At 75.4% G+C, this 5,064-nt stretch carries 5 protein-coding genes; 2 read left to right on the forward strand and 3 right to left on the reverse strand.

The annotated features are described in order from the left end of the window. Nucleotides 1-42 precede the first annotated feature (42 nt). The gene (locus BEP24_RS15805) at nt 43-795 is read right to left on the reverse strand and encodes an SDR family NAD(P)-dependent oxidoreductase (RefSeq protein WP_065965060.1); all 753 of its coding nucleotides are present in this window, start codon (nt 793-795) and stop codon (nt 43-45) included. Nucleotides 796-965: 170 nt separating this feature from the next. On the opposite strand from BEP24_RS15805, the gene BEP24_RS15810 reads away from it, so the two are divergent. Beyond that, nucleotides 966-1,802 carry a helix-turn-helix transcriptional regulator gene (locus tag BEP24_RS15810; RefSeq protein ID WP_065965061.1) on the forward strand — a complete coding sequence of 279 codons (837 nt, stop codon included), beginning with the start codon at nt 966-968 and terminating at the stop codon, nt 1,800-1,802. A gap of 100 nt (nt 1,803-1,902) precedes the next feature. Here the strand turns inward: BEP24_RS15810 and BEP24_RS15815 are convergent, their stop codons facing one another. Continuing rightward, entirely contained in the window at nt 1,903-2,871 is a 969-nt protein-coding gene (locus tag BEP24_RS15815) for an AraC family transcriptional regulator (protein ID WP_065965064.1), read from the reverse strand. Nucleotides 2,872-3,101: 230 nt separating this feature from the next. Further along, nucleotides 3,102-3,311 (reverse strand): hypothetical protein, encoded by a 210-nt coding sequence (locus BEP24_RS15820; protein WP_065965066.1) that lies wholly within the window; start codon nt 3,309-3,311, stop codon nt 3,102-3,104. Nucleotides 3,312-3,555: 244 nt separating this feature from the next. Between BEP24_RS15820 and BEP24_RS15825 the strand changes: the two genes are divergently transcribed. Then, nucleotides 3,556-5,064: MFS transporter (locus tag BEP24_RS15825; RefSeq protein WP_083230439.1), on the forward strand; the 1,509-nt coding region annotated here is incomplete at its 3' end.

The raw sequence follows: 5,064 nt of genomic DNA on the forward strand, positions 1-5,064 counted from the left end.
CGCCCCGGGCTCAGCGCCCAAGGGCCCGTCGCCCCCCCGGGCTCACCGCCCCGGCAGCTGGGACAGCGGCTCGGACCGCACCCGGAGCAGGTCCGCGTAGGTCCCGTCCCGCTCGGCCCACCGCAGGTACTGCGCGGCCTCGACGACGACCTCCTGCGGGGTCGGCTCGGTGGCCAGGATCGCGAGGACCTCGTCGAGGAACGCGTCCAGCGGGAGCGCCCGCGGGTTCACCCGCTCCTGCCCGGCCGTCGCGACCGCCGGCGGGACGAGCTCGGTGACGGTCACACCGGTCCCGGCGAGCTGGGGACGCAGCGCCTCGGTCCACGCGTGCACGCCGGCCTTCGACGCCCCGTACGCCGGCATCAGCGGGAAGGGCAGGAACGCGATCCCGGAGGACACCGTGACGACGTCGGCGGCGTCCCGCGCGGTCAGGTGCGGCAGGAACGCGTCGACCACGCGCATGGTGCCGAGCAAGTTGACCGCCACGGTCGTCTCGGCTGCTACTGCGTGACCGGGGTCGAGCAGGTCCTCCTGCAACATCACCCCGGACATCGTCACGAGCAGGTCGAGGTCGGGGTGGCGGTCCAGCACCTCGTCGCGTGCGCGGAGGACGGACGCCGGGTCCGTGACGTCGATCCGGACGGTGTCGAGGCCGTCGAACCGGCCCGCGTCGCGCTCGGGGTCGCGTCCGCCGACGACGACGGTGCTGCCGGCTGCGGCGAGCCGTCGCGCGAGGCCGAGGCCGATGCCGGAGGTGCCCCCGACGACGAGAGCGGTGCGGTCGGTGGTGCGCATGGTGTCTCCTGTCCGTGCTGGTCGGGAGCGGGGCCCGACGCTGTCCGTCGGACCGGGCGGTCCGACGGTGTCGATCGTGCGACGACGCGGAGCCGGGCGGGAGGACCCCGCGCATCCGGGGAGTGGCAGGACCCCCGCTGCGGGCGCCGGGGTCGCGTAGCGTCGGCGGGGTGGAGACGACGGGACCGGTCAACGTGCTCGGCGAGTACCTGCGCGCCCGACGCGCCCTGGTGACGCCCGAGCAGGTCGGCCTGCCCGAGGGCACGCGGCGACGGGTCCCCGGCCTCCGCCGCGAGGAGGTCGCCCTCCTCGCCGGGATCAGCGCCGACTACTACCTGCGCCTCGAACGCGGTCGCGACGCCAACCCCTCGCCCCAGGTGCTCACCGCGATCGCCCGGGTCCTGCAGCTCGACGACGTCGAACACGCCTACCTCCTCGGGCTCACCGCGCCGCGACCCCGCACCCCCCGCGCCCCGGCGGCCGAGCGCGTGCCACCGCGCCTGCACCACCTGCTCGCCGCGCTCGACGTCCCGGCCTTCCTCGAGGGCCGCACGTTCGACGTCCTCGCCGCGAACGGCCCGGCGACGGCGTTCTCGCCACGACTGACGCCCGGACAGAACCGGCTGCGGTCACTCGTGCTCGACCCGGAGGAGCGCGCCTTCCAGGTGGACTGGGAGGACTCCCTCGCGTCCTTCGTCGCCGCGGCCCGGCACACCTCCGGCGAGGACGGCTCGGACCCACGCGCCGCCGCCCTGGTCGGTGAGCTGTCGATCGCGAGCGCGCGGTTCCGCGAGCTCTGGGCACGCCACGACGTCCGGGAGATGACCGGCGGCAGCGTCGTCGTCGAGCACCCCGTGGTCGGTCGCCTCGACCTGCTCCGCGAGAAGCTGCCGGTCGACGGGCTCGTCCTCGTCACGTACTACCCCGAGGCGGGCAGCGCGAGCGCGGAGAAGCTCCGGCTGCTCACCGCGCTCGGCGCGACCGCGGGATCCGCGAGCCAGCACTGACGGGTGCGGGTCGCGTGGACGCGACCGGGGGACGGACGGGAGGCGCGGGTCGGGCCCGCACCGCGCCTCCCGTCCGTCTCGGCGCCGGACCGGCGGCCACCTACCGGGGGCGGCGGAGGGTCTCGCTCGGCGACTCGCCGAACCGCTTCGCGTAGGCGGCCGAGAAGCGGCCGGCGTGCGCGAAGCCCCACTCGCGTGCGACGCCGGCGACGGTGACCTCGCCCAGCGCACGGGAGCGCAGCACCGACCGCACCCGGTCGAGCCGCATGCCGCGGAGCATGCCGTTCGGGGTCTCGCCGACCTGGCGCTGGAACCCCTGCTGCAGCCCGCGGACGCTCAGGCCCACGTACTCGGCGACGTCCGTGGTCGAGAGCGGGCGCTCGACGTTGGCGTGCATGTACTCGATGGCCTGCTCGACGCGGCCCGTCGCCTGGGGCGGCACCGGTGCACGCGTCGCGAGGGTCACGTGCGGGAACGTCCGGAGCATCGCGAACGCGGTCCGCCGCGCGGCCTCGGCCATGGCGAGCGGCGACAGCGGGGCGGAGCCGAGGACCGTCGGGGCCGTGCCCCGGAGTTCGGCGTCCCAGAAGCGCAGCGCGCTCCGGACCGGGGCGGCCGCGTGGTCGAAGACGATCGGCGCGGGTTCGGTGCCGTGCAGTTCCGCCGCGACGTGCTCGAGCGTGGTGCGGTCGAACTGCACGACGTTCTGCCGGACGTCGGCGAGGTCGAAGCGGAACGGCCGCGCACTGGGGAACACGACCGGGCGGCCCGGGGCGAGCACGACCTCGTCGCGGCCGATGTCCATGACGCCGCCGCCGTCGCTGACCCAGGTGACGAAGTAGTGGCTCGTCGCGTCGACCTCGCCGGCCATCCGACCGTCGAACCGCTTGGCGTCGAGCGTCAGGGTGGCGTTGCCGACCGACCGGAACCGGTACCCGAACGGACGCGCCGTCCGCTCCGGCAGGAAGCCCGCCGCGTCGTACGCGCCCTCGAACAGCGCCCGGGCGGCGTCGAGGTCGTCGCCCGTCGCTGCCGCCACCTGGCGGACGTCCGGGACTGCGGCGGTCATGGGGTGATGGTCGCACGCGGCCGGGAGGAGTGGCTGTGAGTCACGAGCGAGACTCACCTCGGTCCGGGCGCCTCACGGAGCGGTGAAGAAGTCGCTGTAGGTCGGCTCGGTCGGGACGTCCTCGAGGAGTCGTCGGTGCACCATGGCCTGGAGCTCGTCGGGGTGGCTCATGCCGCGGCGGTGCCACTCGCTCGGGCGGGTCCGGAGTTCGGACAGCGTCGGGTGCGGCTTCACGGGGACACCGCCGTGCGGACGATCAGGGTCGTCGCCGACACCGGACCGCGCGGGGACGCCGTCGACGCGAGCGGGGACGGCGTCGGCGCGAGCGGGGACGCCGTCGGCGCGAGCGGGGACACCGTCGGCGCGAGCGGGGACACCGTCGGCGCGAGCCGGGACGCCGTCGTGCGGACGTCGGGGGAAGGACCTGCTGTCCGTGCCATGACGAACCGCCTCACTGCTGGGGAGTGCACCTCGGGCGGGCGCCGGACCAGCATGCGACCCGGAGGTTAGTTTGTCTAACTACGTTCGCCTTCCGGCTAGCGCCACCCGCCGCGCAGGGGTCGCGCCGCCGCCCGGACGTGCGCTAGCGTCTGGCGCAGAGGGAAAAACGCCTCCGGCCCCGGCCGGCGGCACCGCGTACGTGACTCACGGGAGTCGCCACTTCTTCGTCGAAGGAGTGCGCCCGTGTCCGTCCCCACCTCGTCCCCGGTCCCCGAGACCGCGGCTCCACCCCGTCTCCGCGACGCCTGGGTCGCCCTCGCCGGACTCTCAGCCGTGTTCCTGTTCGAGATGCTCGACAACTCGGTCCTCACCGTCGCGCTCCCGACCATCGGCCGCGACCTCACCGCGTCGACGGCCGCCCTGCAGTGGGTCTCCGGCGCCTACTCGGTCGCGTTCGGCGGCCTCATGCTCCTGTTCGGCGCCGTCGCCGACCGGTTCGGCCGCCGCCGCGTCATGCTCGTCGGTCTGGTGCTGCTCGCCCTGGTGAGCATCGCGACCGTCCTCGTCACCTCGGTCGAGCAGCTCATCGTCGTCCGCGCGCTCACCGGCATCGCCGCCGCGATGACCACGCCGGGGTCGATGGCCCTGGCGTTCCGGCTGTTCGACCGGCAGGACCTGCGTGTCCGGGCGCTCACGGTCATCTCGACCGCGGGACTCGTCGGCCTCGCCGTGGGACCGACCATCGGCGGGTTCGTGCTCGCGGTGGCGCCGTGGCAGGTGCTCCTCGTCGCGAACGCCCCCGTCGCGGTCGTCGCGTTCGTCGGCATCCGCGCCGGGATCGCCGTCGACCGTACCGGCGACCTGCACCGCGACCCGGTCGACCTGGTCGGCGCGGTCACCGGTGCGGTCGCGGTGGCCGGGGTCCTCGTCTCGCCGACGCTGTTCGTCGTCGGTGCCGGTGCCGGCTCGTGGGCCGCCGTGGTGCTCACGCTGCTCGCAGCCGCGGGCTTCGTCGTCCGGCAGCACACCGCGCCGTACCCGCTGCTCGACCTCCGGCTCGTCGCGCGCCCCCTCGTGGCCAGCGGCCTCGCGCACAAGGCCGCCGCGGGGCTCGCCACCGCCGGCCTGTCGTACCTCGTCACGCTGCAGCTGCAGTCCGGGTGGGGGTGGCCGCCCGCCCTCGCCGCCGTCGGGACCCTGCCGCAGGTCGTCGTGCTCCTCGCGAGCGGCCGCCTGGTCGGGCCGTTCGTCGCACGCGTCGGCCTCGACCGAGCGGCGTGGACGAGCGCGGTGGCCGTCGTCGCCGGACTCGCCGTCTTCGCCGGGCTCGGTCGTCAGGGGTACGCCTTCGTGGTGGTCGCCCTCGTGCTCGTCGCCGCCGGGATGCGGGTCGTCGGGGCGGTCGCCGGCACGAGCGTGCTGACCGGTCTGCCCGCCGACCGCACCTCGGTCGGCGCGGCCCTCGTCGACACCGCGAGCGAACTCGCCACCGCGGTCGGGATCGCCGCGAGCGGCACCGTCCTCGCCGCCCTCGTGACCGGCAGCGTCGCCGCGGTGCACCGGTCCGCCGCCGACGGTGCCGCGTTCTCGTCAGCGGTGCAGGTCGCCGCCGTCGCCGTGACCTTCGTCGCCGCCGTGCTCGTCACCGTCGGCATCGTCGCGGGGCGCCGCGGTCGCGGTGCCCGGACCGACACCCGGGCGGGCGACGACACCGAGCCAGGGGCCGGGACCCACCCGCGCACCTCCCCCGAC

It is taken from the genome of Curtobacterium sp. UCD-KPL2560 (assembly GCF_001705035.1).
Classification (GTDB): Bacteria; Actinomycetota; Actinomycetes; order Actinomycetales; family Microbacteriaceae; genus Curtobacterium.

Bases quoted from the DNA above. Each gene is read 5' to 3' on its own strand.
- BEP24_RS15805 (WP_065965060.1), bottom strand. From the start codon at position 795: ATGCGCACCACCGACCGCACCGCTCTCGTCGTCGGGGGCACCTCCGGC.
- BEP24_RS15815 (WP_065965064.1), bottom strand. From the start codon at position 2,871: ATGACCGCCGCAGTCCCGGACGTCCGCCAGGTGGCGGCAGCGACGGGC.
- BEP24_RS15820 (WP_065965066.1), bottom strand. From the start codon at position 3,311: ATGGCACGGACAGCAGGTCCTTCCCCCGACGTCCGCACGACGGCGTCC.